Raw genomic sequence first — 20,448 nt, 5'->3', positions numbered from 1 at the left:
ACTCTTGACTTATCCCGATTGACAAGTTATCGTTTACCGGCTTTTTTGTCGCTTTTTGCGTGGCCGCGAAAGGTGCGGGTGGGGGCAAATTCGCCTAGTTTATGTCCTACCATTTGGTCGGTGACGTAGACGGGAACGTGCTGGCGTCCGTTGTGTACGGCGATGGTGTGTCCTACCATGTCGGGGACGATGGTGGATGCTCTGGACCAAGTTTTAATAACTTGTTTTTCGCCTCTTTCATTGAGGGCTTCTACTTTGCTGAGCAGGTGATCTGCCACAAAGGGGCCTTTTTTAAGTGAACGGCTCATAGTGAAGTTTGGGATGACTGGATTTTCAATGTCCGGATTTCAGATTTTGGAGGATTCTAAAATCTAAAATTATTGAAGCTTTATGACCAATTGGCCACATTTTTCCTTTTGAGTTGAGAGTTTAGATTTTAAATTTTTTGCGATCTAAAACCTAAACTTTGTATGAGCGAGAAAATCTGTAACTTGGATAAGCCAAGATGTTGAAGAAACCGCTCCTACGATTAAACTCTTAGGAATCACGACCGCCACGACCGCGTTTCGATGATTTCCGACGCCGACGGACGATGAGGGAGTCACTTTGTTTGTTGCGTTTGCGGGTTTTCTTGCCGAGGGCGGGTTTACCCCAAGGTGTGACCGGCCCTGGTTTACCGATGGGTGCGCGGCCTTCACCACCACCGTGTGGGTGGTCTACGGGGTTCATTACGCTACCGCGTACTTGGGGCCGGCGTCCTTTCCAGCGGGTGCGACCGGCTTTGCCGACGCTGATGTTGCGGGCGTCGAGGTTGCCGACTTGTCCGATGGTTGCGTAGCATTCGCGGCGGATGAGGCGGACTTCACCAGAAGGGAGTTTTAGGGTGACAAAGCTGCCTTCTTTGGCGACTACTTGGGCTGTGGCACCGGCGGCGCGTACCATTTGGCCGCCTTTTCCGGGGACGAGTTCGACGTTGTGAACGTTGGTACCCAGAGGGATGTTGCCCAAGGGGAGAGCATTACCGTTTTCAATGGGTGAGTCGGGCCCGGAGATGATGGTGGCGCCGACTTTGAGGCCGACGGGATGGAGGATGTAACGTTTTTCGCCGTCTTGGTAGTTGACTAGGGCGATGCGGGCGTTACGGTTGGGGTCGTATTCGATGGTGGCGACTTTGGCGGGGATGTTGAGTTTCTCGCGGCGAAAGTCGATGATGCGGTAGAGGCGTTTGTGTCCGCCACCCCGGTGCCGGCAGGTGATGACGCCTCGGTTGTTGCGTCCTTTTAGCCGGTGGACGGAGATGGTTAGAGATTTTTCTGGCTCGTCGCGGGTGATCTCGTTAAAGTCTGAGACGCTGCGTTGACGGGTGCTTGGTGTGTATGGTCTGTAGGAACGGATGCCCATAGTTTTTGTTTTTTGGTTTTTCGGGTATCTGTTGTATCTCTCTTATTCTTTGTCTTTTTAGACTTCGGGGAATAAGGTTATGGAGTCGCCTTCTGCGAGGGTTACGACTGCTCGTTTGTATTGAGGTTTGAAGCCTACAAATTTGCCGACGCGGCGTTTTTTGCGTGGGGGTTTGTGGGTGTTTACTTTGATGACTTTGACTTCAAAGAGGTATTCGATAGCTGCTTTGATTTCTGTTTTAGTGGCTTTGGGAGCTACTTCAAAGGTGTATTTGTTTTGCTCTAGGGCGACTGTGGCTTTTTCGGTGACGATGGGCCGGCGCACTAGGTCTGCTAACTTGCGTTCGTCTAGTTTAAGCACTGTACACCTCCTGTATTTTGGCGAGGGCGGCTTGGGTGGTGAGGATTTTGTCTGCGTTCAGGATCTCAAAGATGTTCAAGCCGTCTGCTCGAATCATTTTGATGGTGGGGACGTTGCGTGCTGAGCGATAGATGTTTTCGTCTTTTTCTGCCAAAATCATTAAAACTTTGGCTTCTTTGGCGATTCCCCACCGGCCCAAGGCTGCGACGAGTTCTTTTGTTTTGGGTTGGCTGAGGTTGGGTGCAAAGTCTTCGACTACGATTAGGTCTTCGCTACGGCTGACTAGGGCTGTGCGAAGGGCGAGTCGCCGTTCTTTGCGGTTCATGTCGATGTTGAAGTCTCTGGGTTTGGGGCCAAAGATGACACCGCCGCCTCTCCAGAGGGGTGAGCGGATGGAGCCGGCGCGGGCGCGTCCTGTTCCTTTTTGCCGCCAGGGTTTGCGTCCGCCGCCGCGTACTTCGGAGCGGGTTTTTGTGGAGACTGTGCCTTGTCGCTGGTTGGTTGTTTGGCGAACTAGGGCGCGGTGGACGATGTGTGAGGCGTTTTCTTCTTTTGCAACTTTTAGTTCTAGGGTCGCCTCGGCGATTTGCTCTCCCTGCCAGTTGCGTACTGTACAGTTAACCATTTTGTTTGTCCTTTGTCATTTGTCCTTTGTCAGAGTGTCAATTGTTTTTCGGTTTTTGCTTTTGGACAATTGACGTATAACTCTTTATCCTTCCTATTTCCCTACTTTTTTGGCGGGTTTGATGCTGAGGAGGGCACCGGGTTTTCCGGGGACGGAACCTTTGAGCAAAATTAGGTTGCGTTCTGCATCAACGCGAACGATGGTGAGTTTGCGGATGGTGGCTTGTTTGCCGCCGAGGCGACCGGCCATGCGTTTGCCGGGGAAGACGCGGCCAGGGGTTGTACCGGCGCCGGTGGAACCGGGGAGGCGGTGGTTCTTGGAACCGTGTGCCATTGGCCCGCGTTTGAAGTTGTGCCGTTTTTGGTAGCCGGCGAAGCCGCGTCCGATGCTTGTGCCGGTGACGTCTACGAGTTGCCCTGGGGTAAAGATGTCTGCTTTGATTTGTTGTCCCAGTTGATATTCGCTGGGGTTTTCAAGCCGGTATTCTTTGAGGTGGCGCACCGGCTGCTCGACTCCTGCTTTTTTCAGGTGGCCGAGGAGGGGTTTGTTGAGGGCTTTGGGTTTTACTTCTTTGAAGCCAACTTGAACGGATGTGTATCCGTCTGTTTCTTCTGTTTTGATTTGGGTTACGGGACAGGGGCCGGCTTGTACGACTGTTACGGGTACTGCTTTTCCTTGTTCGTCGAATACTTGGGTCATGCCAAGTTTGGTGCCAATTATACCTAGAGTCACGGGTTCTGTGGTCTCCCTTTTTGTATGCACTACTATATTTCGGTTTACAGTTTGCTGCTTTTTTTATGACGCGCAGCTTGTGTGAACCTTTGTCATGCCAAGCGGCAGCATACCCCTCATATTTCGGAGTTTCGCTGCATTGGCTGCTTGCCAACTTTTCAACCGGCCTGGTTTTAAACTGTCTCTTGCCAGAAGCGTCACTCTGGCTTGATTGAGGTTTTCCCGGTGGACTTAAACGGCAAGCCGCTTAGTATCCGTTTTTATATGGGGATGATGGCTTTGCTTGTCTGCCTGCGCTATACAGGGGTTTTAGCCGCTACTCATCTGGTTTCCTCCACTGTTTAGATCATTGACAAGGCTGGTTTGCCTTTGTTAGCGGATCTAGGTGGGGTAAACCTTGGGTTATCCTCGGTTTTTTTTGTCTGCGGTTTGGGGTGTGGCGGTCTCTATGAGATTGGCCATGCCGTTTTTAGCCGACAATCTAAGATACTAAACTATCTGGGTGAGTTTGTCTAGGGGGTTTGTAAATTTTTTTTTCGCGGGGGCCGGTGGGCAATAACAGCTAAATTAGTCAGTGTAGGGGCTTAACTGCTGTATGCGGAGATTTTTGTGTACAGGGAGATTTCCGTGTCCCGACGCGAGAACAGTCAGATAGGCCCATATTTGTCAGCCCGTTTATTTGCCTTTTTTACCTGCTTATGCAAGTTTTCTGTAAGGTTGGGGGTGCTATTGCGATGTGTTGGTATTTTTGCTAAACGGCTTTTATGCACCCAATAAGGAAAAAACTTTTTGGACAAACTGCTGATAAGCTGTTGAATTTTCAGATAAAATTTCGGTTAAATTGAAATAAATCGAAATCGTTGAGTCATTTTCCACTCGAACGAACCTCAGAAGTAATACAACTCGCCACTAAAATAGTGATGAGTGATGGATTTTCCTGCAAGCTTTTTTCAAAAGATTTTTTAGCTGCACCATAACGCTCCAGTGCTCCCGCTGGGTCTGCGCCTCCTTTGACTTCAATTACACCAACTGTTGCACCTGGAGGGCTAAGAAGGGATACGTCAGGCTCACTGGAAAAAAGTATTGATGTTTGATTATTTAATATGAACCCACGATATCGCTGAATATTTCCTAATTGTTCTTCTAAGTGAACAGGATTAAACACTTCAATGGCTGTGCCGGTGCGAGGAATAAAGGCTGCTAAAAGATTGCGTTCTTTTGCTTCTTTTATAAGAAGACGCTGAATGACTTTTTCTGCTTCTTCCCCGATAGCATTACGCCAAGATCCATCTATTTGAGCGCCGGTGGATGCAAGTAATAATCCATAAAGTTCCTCTTTGCTAAAACTTTCTATGGAGCTTGCTATAATCAGGGAAATGTGTTCATTAAAAAGTAGAGAAAGTTGGTGTGCTTGGGAGTCAGTTAGGGGATAACGGTTTTCTTGGTCATTTTCTATGGGTTTAACGTCAACTTTTACTAAATACTTAACAGCTTTTTGAGAAAGAGCGGAAATATTGCGATAATATGCAATGAGGGGAGGGTGTTCTCGGATTAATCGCGGATGACAGAAAACTTCGATGAGTTGCAAGTTATCCTGGGTATTAATGTAAGCAAAGGCATCTTCTACAATGCCCCAATTTTGCCTTTCTTCCCAATTATATAAACAGGCTACTGATGCCAGTTCAGTAAGTTTAATAGGAAAGGATAGAGTTTGATATTCTTTTAATTTGCGATAAAAGAATGTGGATCGGAGACGATAATTGATGCGGTGGGTTTCTGCTGAGTTCATTTTTCCCAAATATAGACAGATTTACGAATTTCTGAGCGGCCATGATTTCCCATTTGCTGACTACTATTTCCTTTGCCTCTTTCTAATGTCCAAATGTGGCGCACACTTAAACCAAAACTTTCTGCAATGTCGCATAAAATTAAATCCACCGGCACTTCTTCCCCGGCATACTGCACATTATCATTTACCATTGCAATTATACCACCTGGTTTGATAAGTCGGGCTAACTCATAGATGACGAAACTCATTTCATAAAAGTAATTCCGCAGCATTCTAGTAATATTGCTGTTGTTTAGCTTTCCTTGCTGGCGATAAAGTTCTAATACCTCTAATACTTCTTGCAAGGCTTCCTGTTTTTCAAAGGTGGATTCTATCTTTAAAAAATCTTGTAACCGTGCTTGATTGGTATAAATTTGCTTTAAATAATCCTGCTTGTCTTTATTTTCGACTGTGCAGGAAAGCATGGCTTGACGAAGCTGTTTTACTTTCTCTTCTTTGCATCCTAAAAACACTAATTCAAGGGCGTAGGTGCGGGTGTAATCATAGCGGTTTGCATAGGGTGGGGAAGTTAAGACAAAATCGATACTTTGCGCCGGCATTGTTGGTAGTATTTCGAGACAAGAACCTTGATATAAAACCGGCTCTTTTGTTTTTATATGATTAGATTCTATTTCAAAAAGAGGGGTAAATAAGCTGAGTTGTTGAAAGTTATCTGGCTGCAAATCTTGGGTAATTTGGGTTAATTTTCGCTGAATAGCTATTTTAAAAGGATAAATTTCTGGTTTCGTAAATTGTTTTTTTGCTTGAGAACGACCGGCGCGATAATCCCAGCGTAAATATTGACCGTCTTTGCGGGTGTAGCTGATGTCTTCGAGAATACAAAAAGCGGCATAAAGTAGAAGGGTGCGGATGTCTGAATTTTCTACATATTTTTGGCAATAGGCAAGATACCCGGTGAGTTGTTTTTCTTCTGCCGGTGCAAAGGCACCTTGGGTAATTGGGATATGTTGGAGGCTGTATTTTTCATCGTAATAGTCGGTAAAATTAAGAGGGATAATTTCAGCAACGGCTGTTTTGAAAGCTGCAATATTAATGTTTTGGGCTATCTGACGTGCTTGGATAGAATAAACTCCGACGGGCAATAATTCTATGCCTTGAGTTTGCCATCCTAACGCATTGGCTGCAAATAAGGCTGTGCCGGTGCCGGCAAACGGATCTAGTAAAATTCCGGGTTGGGGTTTTAATTTTTCAAGGAGGTAATTAACCAGTTGTTCGGAAAAGCCTTCTTTATATTTAAACCAACCAGAGAAGCGCCTTTGTTTATTAGCTTGGAAACTGACTAAACTCCTGGTTAAATGAGAATTAGCGCTAATTTTGGCCTGAAACTTGTCATAAAGCGCGTGTCTTTTTTGGGAAGGGGGAAAAGTCTGTTCTTCTTTCACAATCATGTATTTATTTTTGAGTAAATCGTAATACATCAAACATAAAGCTTTTGACTTACCCGAAAAGATTTTACCACTCCTGCGGATACTTAAGGGAGGAGCCTCTAGCCTCTTGGATGCCTCCTTATGAGCCTGACGGAATGTCTCTACTCACGCTTGAATTTGCGAGTCTTTAAACACATCCGAATAAGAAGTAACCAGGTTTTCCACCGCCTGGCCGAGTTACCGTAGCCGGTTGCAAATTTCACTGATAATTGATTTAGCATATCTAGCCATCTTTGTGTTTCTTAAGCACTATTGCTAAAAACTGTAAAACGAAAAAATTTTTGCCGAATTTTATATTTATATTCTTTATTCTTCTCTAGCCATGATGCCAGCCCTATCACTTCTTGTCAATGGCGGTTAAAAATCTTTTTACAAAGAAAAAAAACTCTATGTCAACTACTTTTTTTTCACAAAACCACACCGGCCCCCATTCAGGGTAAAATATTAATATCCCTTAACAAATCTATAGATAGGCAAATAAAACGCTTATGGCACTCATCACCACCGGCGGCGGATTAATTCGGGATCTCGAAAATAACGGCGCAGTCGCCGTCTACGCACCGCTTGAAGGCGGCTCCGAAGGACGCTATCAACGCCGCATCCGCGCCAGAGGTTATACTACCTATAACCTGTCATCTCGTGGTTTAGGCGACTTATCCGCCTATCTCACCGGCGTTCACGGTATCCGTCCCCCACACCTCGGCAAAAAAAGCTCCAGCACCGGCGCCGCCGTCGGCTATGTATATTTTGTACCCCCTCTCATCGATACCCAACTGCAAAACCTACCCCCCAAATCAAAAGGTTTGGTATTGTGGATTTTGGAAGGCGCTATGCTCTCACGTCAAGAAATCGAATACTTGATTAACTTACCCAAAATTCAACCCAAAGTAAAAATTATCATTGAAATGGGTGGCGACCGGGTATTTAGTTGGAAACCTCTTAAAGAGGCTTTAGCAGCAGCTTAATTAGGACAAACCCATCAATTAAGCCACCGGTTAAAATCGGCGTCTACACAACTAAAAAACCCCCTCCGGGGGTTGAGGTTATCGTTGAGGATTGTGTTTAATTAAGCCACCGGTTTTAACCGGCCTCTACACAACTAAAAAACCTCCTCCGGGGGTTGAGGTTAGGTGAAGATTGCGTTTTGTTTTCAACCCCCAAAGGGGGTTTTCTTCCTGTAGCCACGGATTTCAATCGGTGGAATTGGTGGCTACACAACCGAATAATAAATCTTGGAGAAAAAAGGAAAAATGGATATGCTACAAAACAGAGATTATACTTTAATTATCGACAAAAGCGGCAGCATGGCAACCAAAGACCAAGCCGGCAACAAAAGCCGCTGGACAGTCATGCAAGAATCAACCCTTGCTTTAGCCAGCAAATGTGAAGAATTAGACCCGGATGGATTAACAGTTTATCTGTTTTCTGGTCGGTTTAAACGCTATGAAAATGTTACAGCAAATCGCGTCACTCAACTATTCCAAGAAAATGAACCCTCCGGCACCACAAATTTAGCCGGTGTACTCGAAGACGCCCTTAATGATTATTTTAAACGCAAACGTAGCGGTCAAACAAAACAAAACGGCGAAACAATTTTAGTCGTAACTGATGGCGAACCAGATGATCGTAAAGCCGTTATGCGCGTAATTATTGAAGCCTCTCGCCAAATGGATAGAGATGAAGAATTAGCCATATCTTTTGTGCAGGTAGGAACCGATGCAACTGCTAAACAATTTTTAAAAGCCTTGGATGACGACTTACAAAGTGCCGGTGCTAAATTTGATATCGTTGATACCGTAACAATGGATGATATGGAAGACATGACACTTTCAGAAGTATTACTTAATGCCATTACAGACTAAATAGCTAAGGAAATTTTGGCTGGGGTATAACTACGAGGCTGTCATTCTATCATCTCCATCAAAATTTATGATTGGGCTTCCCGCCATGAAACTGTACAATCGTGTAAACCTCAATAAGCACAGGGCATCGCCATGCTACAAGATCGTGATTACACGCTGATTATTGACAAAAGTGGCAGTATGAATGCTACCGATATACTTGATGGGAAAAGCCGGTGGGTGGCGGCACAGGAAGCAGCCTTAGCCCTAGCCAGTCAATGTGAAACCTTCGATCCAGATGGCATTACTATTTACCTGTTTTCAGATAAGTGGGAATGCTATGATAACATCCAATCTGCAACCGTAGCGGAAATTTTTACAAGTAATAAACCAGGTGGCGGTACTAATACAGCAGGGGTTTTAAAAAATGCAACTGATAGCTATTTTACAAGAAAAGCCAGGGGTCAGACCAAGTTAAATGGAGAAGCTATCTTTGTAATTACAGATGGGGAAAGCGATCCAAATGCAATTACTAAAGTCGTGGTAGAAGCTACTAACCGAATGGAGAAAGCTAAGGAATTAGAGATTTTCTTTATTCAGATAGGTAGGGATAGGGAAGCGACGGAATTCTTAAAACACCTCACTCAGGAAATTGAGAAAACCGGCCCTAAGTTTAAAATTTCTCAAACAGTCACCGCTGAAGAAATTGGAAATAAAACTGTCAGTCAGGTAGTCGTCAACGTAGCAAGTGAGGAAAAACAAATGACCGGTAAAAAAACAGGAGTTTCTATAACAGAACGCGATTATACACTGATTATTGATAAAAGCGGCAGTATGTCTACGCGAGATCAAACAGGGGGAAAAACGCGATGGGAGGTTATGCAAGAATCTACCCTAGCTTTAGCAAGAAAATGCGAAGATTTAGACCCTGATGGAATTACTGTTTATATGTTTTCTGGCAAGTTTAAACGCTACGAAAATGTCACATCTAGTAAAGTAGAGCAGATTTTTATAGAAAATGAGCCGGTAGGCAGAACCGATTTAGCTTCTGTGCTTCAAGATGCTTTGAATAATTATTTTACCAACAAAGCAGCCGGGAAAACAAAATTAAATGGTGAAACAATTTTAGTTGTAACAGATGGGGAACCAGACGACCGCAAAGCAGTAATGCGGGTGATTATTGAAGCTTCTGGTAAAATAGATAAAGATGAAGAGTTAGCTATTTCTTTAATTCAGGTGGGCACGGATGCAACCGCCACTCAATTTCTCAAAGCGCTAGATGATGATTTGCAAAAAATTGGCGCTAAATTTGACATCATTGATACTCTGACGATTGAGGATATGGAAGACATGACACTTTCCGAAGTTTTACTCAAAGCTATTTCCGACTAAGGGCATTATTTCTAGCTGAAAACTGCCTGATCAATGATGCGAGTGTCGGAATTATTCAGTAGGGCAAGCCTCAAGCATCCTAACAGCTTAGAGGCTTTCTCTAAATTAGAAGAAATTAATAATTTCTCAGGTTAAGATTATGGAATCCATCGATGACTTGTTAGCAGAATTAAAAGCCGAATATCAGCCGGAAAAACCCCCAGCGCTTCCCAAACAAGCACAAAAGCCGGTTATCCCCCAAATTCCAACAGTGCCGGTGAAAACTTCTGCCGGCAAACCAAGCCAAACAGATTTTTTATTGCAACAAATTAAAGCTGAATATGAAGAACAAGAAAAAGCAGAGGAACTGAAAAAACAAGAAGAAATTAAACAAGAACAAATCAAACAACAGCAATTAATTGCTCAGCAAAAAAAAGGCTTGAAAAAACCAGCCGAAGAATGGCTCAAAAAATTAGATCCGCTTTCTGAGGAGGGACTATGGTTTGAGGAATTTGCTTATAAATATCCATCTAAACTTGAAGCAGCTATCGACTATTTACAAGCATTACAAGGCAGCTAACATAATCTTTTTGGGAAAAATTTTGCCAAAAATAACAATTTTAGCTACCCTAGAAACAGAACCCGTATAAATAAAAAAGGATTTCCTATCATGGAAGGAGGATCTCTCGTGCAAGACCGCGATTATACCTTAATTATTGACAAAAGTGGCAGTATGTCTACCCCCGATCAACCAGGGGGGAGAAATCGTTGGCAAACAGCAGAAGAGTCTACCCTGGCGGTGGCGAGAAAATGCGAACAATTTGACCCGGATGGCATTACGCTATATGTTTTTAGTGGCCGGTTTCGCCGGTTTGAAAACGTAACATCTAGCAAAGTTGCCCAAATTTTTCAAGAAAATGATCCGTCAGGAACAACAAATTTAGCCGCTGTTTTGGAAGATGCCACCAATGATTATTTTAAACGCAAAGCTGCCGGTCAAACAAAACCCAACGGTGAAACAATTTTAGTCATTACCGATGGCGAACCAGATGATCGCCGCGCCGTTATGAAAGTAATTATTGAAGCCTCTCGAAAAATGGATCGGGATGAAGAATTGGCTATTTCGATGATTCAAGTAGGAAACGATGCAACCGCCACCCGCTTTTTAAAAGCACTTGATGATGAATTACAGGGTGCCGGTGCTAAATTTGATATTGTCGATACCGTCACGCTTGATGATATGGAAGGCATGACGCTTACAGAAGTTTTGATGAGTGCGATTGCTGATTAACCATTACAAAACCCGGTTTGACAGAAAAACCGGGTTTTAGAAATTCGTTGTTATTTCAACCTGCATTCTTTTAAAAAAATCAACGCCGCCTGTATAAAATGTTTTTTTAAACTTAAATTTATTGCTAAAGTAAGGATGACCAAAAAATAAGAGCTTTGCTTGAAGACAAATTCTCTCGAAGGGAAAAACAAAGCAGAAATTTGCCACCGCTACACAGCAGCCCTAAATGTAGAGAGTGATTGGGTGAATATTCCTGAGATGGACAACAAAAAGCACCCAACTAAAAAATAACCGACATTCTTAACTAGCCAACAATCCCAGCCTAGTCCAAGCTTAGCGGAGAAAAAATCTCGTTAGCTTGTACCAATTTATGAAACCGCAGATTAGCATATAAGGGTGAACGATTTTTACTCGCCGTTAAATTCACTTCAACAAGGCCACTGGTTCAAGCTCATTTGTGGGGCTAGCTTCCAGCACCTTCCCGCTGTAAGAAATCTGACTTTAGCTTACGCACTCGCAGGAGCAGACTGCATCGACGTGGCAGCAGATCCAGCGGTGATAGCCTCTGCAAAAGAAGCACTACAAACGGCTAATCAGTTAGCCCCAAAAGCCCAAAGTAGGGGGTTTAAACCAAACCCCTCACCGCTGTTGATGGTGAGTTTAAACGATGGGGAAGATCCCCATTTCCGCAAAGCAGAATTTAACCCTAACCTTTGCCCGGCTGACTGTCCGCGCCCTTGTGAAAGTATTTGTCCAGCAAACGCCATAGTATTTAACCAACAGCAGAGCAAAGTAGGCTCACGCCGAAGTCCGGGCGGTTCATCGACATTTAAGCCACCAACTTTCCAACTCGATAAACCAGCCCCTACAGATAAGCTGCCGGCATACTCAGGCGTTTTAGACGAACGCTGTTACGGCTGCGGACGCTGTGTGCCTTTGTGCCCCATTGGACACATTTCCACCCGTTCCTATGTTTTCACCCCCAGCGCCCTTGTGCCGGTGGTGTTTTCAGCGCTTCCAGATGCCATTGAAATACACACTCAGATCGGACGAACAGAAGACTTCCAGCGACTCTGGAATTCTATTGCGCCTTGGGTGGGGCAATTAAAACTAATCGCCATAAGCTGTCCCGATGGCGAAGGAATGCTGGAATATCTGCGGTTATTACTAGACATTATTGAGCCTTTGCCTTGTCCGCTGATTTGGCAAACCGACGGACGCCCGATGAGTGGCGATATCGGCACCGGCGCCACCCGCGCCGCCGTCAAACTCGGTCAAAAAGTCCTCAATGCCGGCTTACCGGGATATGTCCAACTGGCAGGCGGTACCAACGCTCATACAGTCGAAAAACTCAAAAGCACCGGCCTACTCAAACCAACCAGCGACGGAAAGCGTTATATTGCCGGTGTCGCCTATGGTAGTTATGCCAGAGTCTTACTCGCGCCGGTACTCGAACAACTCGACCAAACTAACCCGCAAAATGCAACACCCCGCCTGGAAAACCGGCCAGACTTGCTCTGGCAAGCAGTACGGGATGCAGATTCATTAGTTTCGCAGCTTAAAAGCCCGCATCTCGCACAATTAGGCACCGGCTGACCAAACGAGACAAAGCCACAGCTTAAAACCTGTAGCCAAACAAAAACCGAAGCTTGAGCTTAAAATACCCCTAAAATTGCAGCAAACCCCAGAGGAAAAAACCGCCATGATTCCGCCAAATTTCTTATAACCCGCACTGAATGGTTCGAGACTAAACTTTGAAATTCTGTACTGCTCTATTTTAGAAATACCTCCATCTATGGTAAATCCCAATCGGTTAGCAGCCCCCTCTCAGCAGATTGAATCCGATAACATGAGCGAAATGTCGCCACCTACCGTCGCCTTGGGTGTGATGGAAGACGCCGATCATGGAAGAATGCAAATAACAGACGATCTCAACAAACTGTTAGATATTTTGCCAGAAACGATCCGCGCGGCACTGCAACAACACCCGCAAATCAGCAGCCTCATTGAAGTGGTAATGGATCTCGGACGTCTGCCAGAGGCTCGCTTTCCTGGGGGGGCAGAATATCTTTCAGACAAGCCGGTGTGTTTGGAAAATCTCAACTACACGATTAAGCACCTGGGAGAATTTGGGGGCGATAATCGTGCAGGTATTGAGCAAACCCTACACCGCATCAGCGCCATTCGCAATCGCAAAAATGAAGTGATTGGCTTAACTTGCCGCGTCGGACGGGCTGTATTTGGCACGATCAATATGATCCGCGACTTGGTGGAAACCGGCAAATCAATTTTAATGCTGGGCCGGCCAGGGGTAGGCAAAACCACCGCTTTGCGCGAAATTGCCCGAATTTTGGCAGATGATTTGCAAAAACGGGTGGTGATTATTGACACCTCTAATGAAATTGCCGGTGATGGCGATATCCCCCACCCAGCCATCGGACGCGCTCGACGGATGCAAGTGGCTCGCCCGGAATTGCAACACCAGGTAATGATTGAGGCGGTGGAAAACCATATGCCAGAAGTCATTGTCATTGATGAAATTGGCACCGAGTTGGAAGCATTGGCGGCTCGGACGATTGCAGAGCGAGGAGTTCAGCTTGTGGGAACGGCGCACGGCAATCAAATTGAAAACTTAATTAAAAACCCGACACTGGCTGATTTAATCGGCGGTATCCAAGCGGTGACGCTGGGAGATGATGAGGCCCGCCGCCGGGGTTCACAAAAAACTGTGCTGGAACGTAAGGCACCACCGACGTTTGAAATTGCGGTGGAAATGCAAGAACGTCAACGCTGGGTGGTACATGAACAAGTGGCCGAAACAGTGGATATTTTGCTGCGAAATCGCTTGCCTTCTCCGCAAATTCGCACAGTGTCGAGTTCCGGTAAGGTGACGGTGACGCGGGAATTGCCACCGGCCCCGGCTTTGAGTGCAAATACTCCGCGTTTGGCAGAGGCTCCTCAAGGATGGCGAGCTTCTGGTCAAATGATGCCGTTGAAAAACGGGCTACAAACGCGCCGCGAAACTCCTCAATCTCAGTATTTTGAGCAGTTGCTTGATGCGGAGATGGAGGCAAACGCTGAGTCGGCCCCTGTGCCGGTGAGTGATGGTCGGGTGGAGCGTTATTTTGGCCCGAATGGCGAAGAGTTGCCGATTCATATTTATCCATACGCGGTGAGCCGGCACCAGTTGGAGCAGGTGATCCAGGTGATGAATTTGCCGGTGGTTTTGACGAAGGATATGGATAGTGCAGATGCGGTTTTGGCACTGCGCTCTCATGTTAAAAATCACTCGAAATTACGGCATATTTCTAAGGCGCGTCAGTTGCCGATTTATACGATTAAATCGAGCAGTATTCCTCAAATTACGCGGGCTCTACGTCGGCTTTTGGAGATGGATGATCCGCAAATGCCCGAAGAAGCTGAACTCGGTTTGTTTACCGGCAGTGGTAGTGAGGATGAGATTGAGGCGCTGGAGGAGGCAAGATTGGCGGTTGAGCAAATTGTGATTCCCAAGGGGCAGCCGGTGGAGTTGTTGCCGCGTTCGGCAAAAGTCCGCAAGATGCAGCATGAATTGGTGGAGCATTATCGGCTCAAATCTTCTAGTTTTGGCGAAGAACCTAACCGACGTTTGAGGATTTATCCGGCTTAGGGTAGAAATTGGAAATTGGTCATTAGTCATTTGTCATTAGTCTTTGGAATTGGCGATTTGGATCTAGCACACTCGTACCAATGACCAATGAAAAATGACTAATGATCGGCGAAATGACCCTCTTAGAAATGAGAAATGACAAATAAAAAATGAGCGGCGATTAGGAGAGCAAAATCTACTTCCTTAATGCTAATTCCTGATTCCCAATCACTCTTTTATTTCTGGGGTTGAGTAATTCAAAAATTTGAAAAGTACAGCCCGTAATTGTGACTCATCAAAGGGTTTAGTTAGGTATTCGGTGGCACCGGCCAGCCTTCCTTGAACTTTGTCAAACACTCTATCTTTGGCAGTTAACATGAGGATGGGTAATTCTTGAAACTGTGGTAAAGTTCGGACGGTGCGGCACAGTTCTAAACCGTCAATTCCGGGCATGGTAACATCAAGTAATAAGATTTTAATGGGTTCGTGGTAAATTATGGACAGCGCATCAATGGCATTATCGGCAACCAAAACCCGGTAATCCGATTCTAGGGTTCGTTTAATGAGTTCTAGCATTACAGGGCTGTCATCTACTGCTAAAATTGTCGGGAGAGAAGTGAAAGTTGCAGACATAGTTTATGAGGGGGGTGACTATTTTTCCAAATCTATTAAACAAGAAGGAAAAAGTTTTTGAGTGGCGAAGGAACGCCGCAGCGGTCGGGAGCTAAGCCTATGAGGTGCTTGCAAATAGGAGTTATATTATCCTGACATGAAAAATGATGGAAGTTGTGGGAAGATAAAATGGGGGAATAAAATATGTTAATCCTTCCTGACTTGGTTGCTTTTGATGGGGGTGATCCCTCCCCGTTTGAACAAAAAACCAAAATTCTGAAAAATGCGTTTAGGCAAGTATCGCCGATAGAATCTGGAGGGGCGGGTTTATCAATATCTGGCTGCTTTAACAAACAATCCGAGGAAGGAACAAAGCAATCAACCCATCCCTACTAAAAAGCTGCGAAGCTCTAGGGGGGAATAGATAGGGGAAATAACCTGTCTTGAGACTTAACCGTTAAGGTTGGTGTTGAAAGGCCGGTTGTAGCGAAAAGCCTATCGCAATTAGGAAAGGTTTTATGTTTATTTTTGCGAAGTGACGGATAACCAACAACCGGCCATGAGTGAGGAAAAAAAGCATCTGTGGGCTTTAGGCGGGGCTGTGGGCATCGCTCTGGCGCAAGGTGGGCCTTTGCCAGAAGTTCTTAAACGCTGCACAAACGCAGTGATTGAGCATTTGGGAGCCAGCGCCACCTGCATTTGGACATCTCACAGCCCAACCCAGGTACTAACGCTATCTGCTATTTCTGGGCGGCCAACTGCTCCCGAAGACGAAGCCGGAGAAAATTCAATAGTGAATTTTATTGCCGAAACCCGACAACCGCTCAGTGGGCAGTTGCGCTTGGTGAGTGGCCGCCTCAAAAGTGTGAGCGGCAAGCAAGCAGAGGGATTTGCAAAGGCTGAGGCTGAGAAGAAAGGGCGGGGGAATCGGACGATGGGATATTTTAGTGGCTACCCCTTGGTGGTGGAGGATCGCTTGGTGGGGGTGCTGGGGCTTTATCACCCGATTCCTTTAACAAATGATGCCCGCAATATGCTGGAGTGGGTGGCCAATAGTATTACGATTGCCATAGATCGGGCTTGGGCGCACGAAGCTTTACTGAAACGCCGGGAGGGTTTGTTGTTTCGGTTGGCGAATCAAATCCGCAATTCTTTGGATCTCAATACGATTTTGGAAACGGCTGTTCACGAAATTCGCAATTTATTAGTGATTGACAGATGTCATTTTTTGTGGTACTTGCCCCACCCGGAAACACCGAGTTTAATGGTGACTCACGAAGCCCGAAATGCGGATCTGCCGAGTTTGTTGAGCGACTGCCCGCCGCAGCACATTGATTTTTTGGCGATGAAAATCCAAAATTTGGAGGTGGTGCGGGTGGATGATGTGGAACGGGAGACTACTTTGGATGAAAACACTCACTCACTGCTAACAAGTATGGGGATGACTTCTCAGTTGTTGTTGCCTCTGGAAACTCGCTCAGGTCAGTTGGGTGCGGTGGTTTGTAGTCATTGCAGTGGGCCCCGGCCTTGGCGTGATAGTGAGGTGGAACTGCTAGAAGCGGTGGTGAATCAGTTGGCAATTGCTATTGACCAAGCTGAGCTTTATGCCCAAACTCATGCGGCTGCGCTGGCGGCACAAACGCAGGCACAACAATTAAGTGAGGCGTTGCATAATCTCAAGCAAACGCAAGCACAATTAGTGCAAAGTGAAAAAATGTCGTCTTTGGGGCAGATGGTGGCGGGGGTGGCGCATGAAATTAATAATCCAATCAATTTTATTTATGGAAATATTACTTATGCTAAGAGCTATATCGGCGATATTTTAAGTGTTTTGAATTTATATCAAAAATTTTATCCAGAGCCGTTGAACGAACTTAAAGAGCAACTTGAAGAGGTAGATATTGAGTTTATTCACGAAGATTTGCCGAGAATTTTATCTTCGATGGAAATGGGGGCTGAAAGAATTCACCAAATTGTTTTATCTCTTCGTAATTTTTCCCGCTTAGATGAAGCTGATAAAAAGTTTGTGGATATTCACGAAGGACTGGAGAATACGCTGTTAATTTTGCATTCGCGCTTGAAGTCTAAGGGGACTAATTCGGGAATTGAGATAATAAAAAAATATGGTGAGGTTCCCAAAATAGAGTGTTATGCTGGCCAGATGAATCAGGTGTTTATGAATATTCTTTCTAATGCCATTGATACGCTGGAAAATCGGCCTGAACCTCGGATTATTATGATTTGCACTGAATTGGTGGATGGGCAGGGTCAACCGCTGCTGGCTTTGTCGAAGTCTTTCCCACGTCCGGCGAATTTGTGGGTGCGAATTAAGGATAATGGCCCTGGGATGACGGAGGAGGTAAAGCGGCGTTTGTTTGACCCGTTTTTTACGACGAAGCCGGTGGGGAAAGGCACCGGGTTGGGTTTATCGATTAGCTATCAAATTGTGGTGGAAAAACATGGGGGTAAGTTGGAATGTTTTTCGGAAATTGGTAAAGGTTCTGAGTTTTTAATTTCTATTCCTGTTTAACGGGTTAGGCGGAATGCAGCAGACTTTAGTTCAAAAATTTATCGATCTGATTGGTATAAACACCGGCCTGCAAATTAGAGCGCAAGATACGGAAGGGTTGCGCTCAAAAATTTATATGCGAATGAGGGCGTTAAATTTGAGTGACGCTCAAAGCTATTACGAATTGCTCAGCAGGGTTCCCGATTGGCAGACCTGGAATATTTTGGAAACTGAAAATGAGTGGAAAGAGTTAACGTTGTTGTTGACGACGGGGGAGAGTTATTTTTTTCGAGACAGGGGGCAAATGAATTTGCTGGAAACGCAGATTTTGCCAGAATTGATTGAAAAGCAAAAAAATAGCCGGTCGCTGCGGATTTGGAGTGCCGGTTGCTCCACCGGCGAGGAACCTTACTCGCTGGCAATTTTGCTCCAAAAGCTGATTCCGAATTGGGCAGACTGGAAAATTTTTATTTTAGGAACAGATATTAACAAATCTAACTTAGAAAAAGCTAAACGAGGAATTTATAGTGATTGGTCTTTTCGACTGGTAGATCCTGAAGTTAAAAATTTCTATTTTGTATCGCATCGTAACGGCTGGAAACTCAATGAAAATATCCGCCAGATGGTGACATTTAGCTATGGCAATTTGGTTAAAGATGAGTTTCCAAATCCCGCTTCTGATTTCCATGATTTTGATTTGATTATCTGCCGAAATGTGTTTGTATATTTTTCTAAACCAGCAGTAAAAGCCGTGTTAGACAAGTTTGATAACAGCCTCCAGATAGGAGGTTATTTGTTAACTGCTCATGCTGAATTGCACGGACAAGTTTTAGGAAATTTGCAAACAAGAGTGTTTCCTGAATCGGTGATTTACCAGCGGGTAAAAACTAATTTGCCACAGGCTTTAGAGCAAAAAAAATCAACAGAAATTAAAACAGGAAACGAGAGTTTATCAAGTCAGCCAATGCTGGATCAATTAAGAGAGGGGCTGTTGAATATCAGTCAACCGCAGGTTTCGGCTCCTTTGCCAAGATTGAAAACAATTGAGGGGCTAGGCACACCTCTGGAAATTATTACTACTCCGGCGCCTAAAAGCGATTTTTTCTCTCCTTTATTAACCCCAGAGAATCAAGCAAATCAAGCAAACAATGCGGAAAACCTGTTAAAAGAAGCAATAGATTTTTTCCAAGGGAAAGCTTATTTTCAAACAATTGACAAAGTTAAAGAAGTGCTTTCTTTAGAACCCCAAAATTTTAAGGCTTATTATTTGATGGCACAATCCCATGCAAATTTGGGACAATATCGGCAAGCGAAAGAAGCAACTGAGCAAGCCCTTTTGATAGACGATCTTTCCAGCGAACCTTATTATTTATTGGCCCAATTAGCAGAAGAGCAAGGCGATATTCAGCAAGCTAAAATTTTTTGGAAACGGATTATTTATTTATCGCCCTATTCAATTTTAGCTTATTTAGAATTAGCGGCTTTATACGAAAAAGAAAAAGATTGGTTAAGAGCAAAAAAAATGCGTAAAACGGCTCTGGATTTGCTGAAAAACTTACCCGCCGAAACCATATTAGAAGAATCCAAGCAAATCAAAGTGAGTGAATTGCGGCAATATGTAGAGCAACTGTTAGAAAAGCAGAAAAAGGGTAATTGACAACCAAAATAAAATAAGCAAAATCCTATGTTAAAACACGAACCGTATTTGATTTTTAGTTTAAACGATTCCAGCTATGGAGTCGAGGCGGTGTATGTGCGAGAAGTTTTCTTTTTACCGGAGTTGATACCGATTCCAGAAGCAATCCGCGACGTGGTGGGGGTGGTGAATGTACGGGGCGAAATTTTGCCGATGATCGATTTAGAAATGCGCTTTGGACAACGGGCGGGAGAATATAAAATAACAGATAGCGTGGTTGTTATGGAGTGGGGGGGATATAAAGCCGGCATTATTGTTAACCAAGTTTATGAAGTGGTAGAACTTGAAGCAGAACAAGTAACAAATGAAGTATTTAAGGGACGGAAACTCTCGATTAATACTCACAATTTTATTGACAGAATTGCTAAAATTGACGATAGAATTGTGATGTTGATAAACCACAAAAACATCATTGATTTTTATGAGAAAGTTGATTTACCAACTGCTGACCAAATAGCAACCTCACCCAATTATGAGGAAATAGAAAAATTTGTTCCACATTTTCGGAAATTTTGCCCAAACGCTACTCCAGAAGAACGAACAATTTTTAAAGAACGCGCTGCAAGCTTAATGCAGCAGACAGATCGGCAAGATTTCACAGGTTTGATAGCTGTGGCGGTGATTAGTTTAAATGAAGAATTTTTTGCCGTTGATTTAGAATTAGTCCGCGAGTTTACTGATCTGCGAAAAATTACTCCGGTTCCTTGCACTCCTCCGCATATTATCGGCAATATGAATTTGCGAGGAGAAATTGTTACAATTGTCGATATTCGCGGTTTACTAAACTTGCCGCGTGGGCGAATAAACAAAACATCGAAAGCGATGATTGTACATCAAGATGATGTAGTTGCTGCCATTCCAGTTGAAAATGTTTTTGATGTAATTTATTTGCATCCCTCGCAATTAATGCAGATTCCTGTTGCTATTCATTCTAATAATGATGAATATCTGCGCGGAACTGCACCCTACCGAGATAAAATAATGATGTTTTTAGACTTAGGTAAAATTCTCAGTAAAGGAGAATTAGTGGTTAATGAAGAAGTTTAATTTTTCATGTATCATGGGGCAAGAAGTATTTTTAATAATCAGGTTTTGCAGATTTTGTC

Annotated in this window: 18 protein-coding genes and 1 pseudogene; 11 read left to right on the top strand and 8 right to left on the bottom strand. The window is 44.5% G+C overall.

The window, feature by feature from the left end; translation table 11 throughout:
• Window positions 1–26 precede the first annotated feature (26 nt).
• The 7 genes from rpsS to NG798_RS05250 form a co-directional block, all read right to left on the bottom strand.
• On the bottom strand, window positions 27–308 hold the full coding sequence (rpsS, locus tag NG798_RS05280) for a 30S ribosomal protein S19 (RefSeq protein ID WP_261220805.1): 282 nt from the start codon (window positions 306–308) through the stop codon (window positions 27–29).
• A gap of 229 nt (window positions 309–537) precedes the next feature.
• Window positions 538–1,401 carry a 50S ribosomal protein L2 gene (rplB, locus tag NG798_RS05275; protein WP_261220804.1) on the bottom strand — a complete coding sequence of 288 codons (864 nt, stop codon included), beginning with the start codon at window positions 1,399–1,401 and terminating at the stop codon, window positions 538–540.
• Window positions 1,402–1,458: 57 nt separating this feature from the next.
• Window positions 1,459–1,761 carry a 50S ribosomal protein L23 gene (locus NG798_RS05270; protein WP_261220803.1) on the bottom strand — a complete coding sequence of 101 codons (303 nt, stop codon included), beginning with the start codon at window positions 1,759–1,761 and terminating at the stop codon, window positions 1,459–1,461.
• Window positions 1,754–2,386, bottom strand: coding sequence for a 50S ribosomal protein L4 (gene rplD, locus NG798_RS05265; protein ID WP_261220801.1), 633 nt, complete (start codon window positions 2,384–2,386; stop codon window positions 1,754–1,756). The genes NG798_RS05270 and rplD overlap by 8 nt, the downstream gene beginning before the upstream one ends.
• A gap of 93 nt (window positions 2,387–2,479) precedes the next feature.
• Entirely contained in the window at window positions 2,480–3,118 is a 639-nt protein-coding gene (rplC, locus tag NG798_RS05260) for a 50S ribosomal protein L3 (protein ID WP_261220800.1), read from the bottom strand.
• A gap of 865 nt (window positions 3,119–3,983) precedes the next feature.
• The gene (locus NG798_RS05255) at window positions 3,984–4,907 is read right to left on the bottom strand and encodes an XcyI family restriction endonuclease (protein WP_261220798.1); all 924 of its coding nucleotides are present in this window, start codon (window positions 4,905–4,907) and stop codon (window positions 3,984–3,986) included.
• Window positions 4,904–6,388 carry a site-specific DNA-methyltransferase gene (locus NG798_RS05250; protein WP_261220796.1) on the bottom strand — a complete coding sequence of 495 codons (1,485 nt, stop codon included), beginning with the start codon at window positions 6,386–6,388 and terminating at the stop codon, window positions 4,904–4,906. The genes NG798_RS05255 and NG798_RS05250 overlap by 4 nt, the downstream gene beginning before the upstream one ends.
• A gap of 494 nt (window positions 6,389–6,882) precedes the next feature.
• Here NG798_RS05250 and NG798_RS05245 point away from each other — a divergent pair, with 494 nt between their 5' ends.
• From NG798_RS05245 to NG798_RS05210, 8 genes and pseudogenes are all read left to right on the top strand, one after another.
• Window positions 6,883–7,359: an NAD(P)H-quinone oxidoreductase subunit N gene (locus NG798_RS05245; protein ID WP_261220795.1), complete on the top strand. Its 477-nt coding sequence runs from the start codon at window positions 6,883–6,885 to the stop codon at window positions 7,357–7,359.
• A gap of 291 nt (window positions 7,360–7,650) precedes the next feature.
• Window positions 7,651–8,256, top strand: coding sequence for a VWA domain-containing protein (locus NG798_RS05240; RefSeq protein WP_261221533.1), 606 nt, complete (start codon window positions 7,651–7,653; stop codon window positions 8,254–8,256).
• A 132-nt stretch (window positions 8,257–8,388) separates the two neighbouring features.
• Window positions 8,389–8,874 (top strand): annotated as a pseudogene (locus NG798_RS05235) (VWA domain-containing protein); the annotation flags it as partial.
• 123 nt (window positions 8,875–8,997) lie between these two features.
• Window positions 8,998–9,627 carry a VWA domain-containing protein gene (locus tag NG798_RS05230; RefSeq protein WP_261221531.1) on the top strand — a complete coding sequence of 210 codons (630 nt, stop codon included), beginning with the start codon at window positions 8,998–9,000 and terminating at the stop codon, window positions 9,625–9,627.
• A 139-nt stretch (window positions 9,628–9,766) separates the two neighbouring features.
• Window positions 9,767–10,186 carry a salt stress protein, Slr1339 family gene (locus tag NG798_RS05225; protein ID WP_261220793.1) on the top strand — a complete coding sequence of 140 codons (420 nt, stop codon included), beginning with the start codon at window positions 9,767–9,769 and terminating at the stop codon, window positions 10,184–10,186.
• A gap of 90 nt (window positions 10,187–10,276) precedes the next feature.
• Window positions 10,277–10,897, top strand: a complete 621-nt coding sequence (locus NG798_RS05220) for a VWA domain-containing protein (protein ID WP_261220791.1) — start codon at window positions 10,277–10,279, stop codon at window positions 10,895–10,897.
• A gap of 396 nt (window positions 10,898–11,293) precedes the next feature.
• Window positions 11,294–12,493: an LdpA C-terminal domain-containing domain gene (locus NG798_RS05215; RefSeq protein WP_261220790.1), complete on the top strand. Its 1,200-nt coding sequence runs from the start codon at window positions 11,294–11,296 to the stop codon at window positions 12,491–12,493.
• A 316-nt stretch (window positions 12,494–12,809) separates the two neighbouring features.
• Window positions 12,810–14,546 carry a R3H domain-containing nucleic acid-binding protein gene (locus tag NG798_RS05210; RefSeq protein WP_261221529.1) on the top strand — a complete coding sequence of 579 codons (1,737 nt, stop codon included), beginning with the start codon at window positions 12,810–12,812 and terminating at the stop codon, window positions 14,544–14,546.
• A 207-nt stretch (window positions 14,547–14,753) separates the two neighbouring features.
• Here the strand turns inward: NG798_RS05210 and NG798_RS05205 are convergent, their stop codons facing one another.
• Complete coding sequence (locus NG798_RS05205; RefSeq protein ID WP_261220788.1) at window positions 14,754–15,158, bottom strand: PleD family two-component system response regulator; 405 nt, start codon at window positions 15,156–15,158, stop codon at window positions 14,754–14,756.
• A 514-nt stretch (window positions 15,159–15,672) separates the two neighbouring features.
• On the opposite strand from NG798_RS05205, the gene NG798_RS05200 reads away from it, so the two are divergent.
• From NG798_RS05200 to NG798_RS05190, 3 genes are read left to right on the top strand one after another with little or no spacing between them, the layout of a single operon-like run.
• Window positions 15,673–17,667 (top strand): GAF domain-containing protein, encoded by a 1,995-nt coding sequence (locus NG798_RS05200; RefSeq protein WP_261220786.1) that lies wholly within the window; start codon window positions 15,673–15,675, stop codon window positions 17,665–17,667.
• Between the two features lie 13 nt (window positions 17,668–17,680).
• Window positions 17,681–19,303: a CheR family methyltransferase gene (locus NG798_RS05195; protein WP_261220784.1), complete on the top strand. Its 1,623-nt coding sequence runs from the start codon at window positions 17,681–17,683 to the stop codon at window positions 19,301–19,303.
• 27 nt (window positions 19,304–19,330) lie between these two features.
• Window positions 19,331–20,389: a chemotaxis protein CheW gene (locus NG798_RS05190; protein ID WP_261220783.1), complete on the top strand. Its 1,059-nt coding sequence runs from the start codon at window positions 19,331–19,333 to the stop codon at window positions 20,387–20,389.
• The last annotated feature ends 59 nt before the right edge of the window (window positions 20,390–20,448 follow it).

This window comes from Ancylothrix sp. D3o (genome assembly GCF_025370775.1).
Taxonomy (GTDB): domain Bacteria; phylum Cyanobacteriota; class Cyanobacteriia; order Cyanobacteriales; family Oscillatoriaceae; genus Ancylothrix.
This window is presented reverse-complemented; position numbering and strand designations above follow the sequence as displayed.

Excerpts from the sequence above, each read along its gene's own strand:
- NG798_RS05190 (WP_261220783.1), top strand. The coding sequence starts at position 19,331 with ATGTTAAAACACGAACCGTATTTGATTTTTAGTTTAAACGATTCCAGC.
- NG798_RS05220 (WP_261220791.1), top strand. The coding sequence starts at position 10,277 with ATGGAAGGAGGATCTCTCGTGCAAGACCGCGATTATACCTTAATTATT.
- NG798_RS05195 (WP_261220784.1), top strand. The coding sequence starts at position 17,681 with ATGCAGCAGACTTTAGTTCAAAAATTTATCGATCTGATTGGTATAAAC.
- NG798_RS05205 (WP_261220788.1), bottom strand. The coding sequence starts at position 15,158 with ATGTCTGCAACTTTCACTTCTCTCCCGACAATTTTAGCAGTAGATGAC.
- rplB (WP_261220804.1), bottom strand. The coding sequence starts at position 1,401 with ATGGGCATCCGTTCCTACAGACCATACACACCAAGCACCCGTCAACGC.
- NG798_RS05210 (WP_261221529.1), top strand. The coding sequence starts at position 12,810 with ATGCAAATAACAGACGATCTCAACAAACTGTTAGATATTTTGCCAGAA.
- NG798_RS05255 (WP_261220798.1), bottom strand. The coding sequence starts at position 4,907 with ATGAACTCAGCAGAAACCCACCGCATCAATTATCGTCTCCGATCCACA.
- rpsS (WP_261220805.1), bottom strand. The coding sequence starts at position 308 with ATGAGCCGTTCACTTAAAAAAGGCCCCTTTGTGGCAGATCACCTGCTC.
- rplD (WP_261220801.1), bottom strand. The coding sequence starts at position 2,386 with ATGGTTAACTGTACAGTACGCAACTGGCAGGGAGAGCAAATCGCCGAG.
- NG798_RS05230 (WP_261221531.1), top strand. The coding sequence starts at position 8,998 with ATGACCGGTAAAAAAACAGGAGTTTCTATAACAGAACGCGATTATACA.
- NG798_RS05240 (WP_261221533.1), top strand. The coding sequence starts at position 7,651 with ATGCTACAAAACAGAGATTATACTTTAATTATCGACAAAAGCGGCAGC.
- NG798_RS05245 (WP_261220795.1), top strand. The coding sequence starts at position 6,883 with ATGGCACTCATCACCACCGGCGGCGGATTAATTCGGGATCTCGAAAAT.
- NG798_RS05225 (WP_261220793.1), top strand. The coding sequence starts at position 9,767 with ATGGAATCCATCGATGACTTGTTAGCAGAATTAAAAGCCGAATATCAG.